Here is a 389-nt window from a genome sequence, read left to right as displayed (position 1 = left end):
TGGCCGAGCCACTGGCTGCAGCCATCGTTGAACTCGCAGGAAACTACGACACGATCATTGCACCAGCCACCACTTCAGCCAAGAACGTGCTGCCACGCGTTGCAGCACTTCTTGATGTGATGCAGCTGTCGGAAATCGTGGAAGTTGTGTCCGCTGACACCTTCAAGCGTCCGATCTATGCAGGCAATGCGATCCAGACTGTTCAGTCGACTGATGCCAAGAAGGTCATCACGGTCCGTACGGCTTCTTTCTCGGCAACAGCTGACGGCGGTTCGGCTCTAGTTGAAAGCATCAATGCGGCTGCTGATCCGGCGCTGTCGAGCTTTGTTGAAAACAAGCTTTCGGGTGGTGATCGTCCGGAACTGACTTCTGCCAAGATCATCATCTCG

1 pseudogene is annotated in these 389 nt (G+C 54.8%); it reads left to right on the top strand.

Features of this window, described 5'->3' with window-relative positions:
• A pseudogene (locus tag QSJ70_RS27435) lies at positions 1–389 on the top strand (electron transfer flavoprotein subunit alpha/FixB family protein); the annotation flags it as partial.

Source organism: Brucella sp. NBRC 12950, assembly GCF_030268145.1.
GTDB lineage: Bacteria > Pseudomonadota > Alphaproteobacteria > Rhizobiales > Rhizobiaceae > Brucella.
The sequence above is the reverse complement of the archived record's forward strand: the minus strand, read 5'-3'. Positions and strand labels throughout refer to the sequence as shown.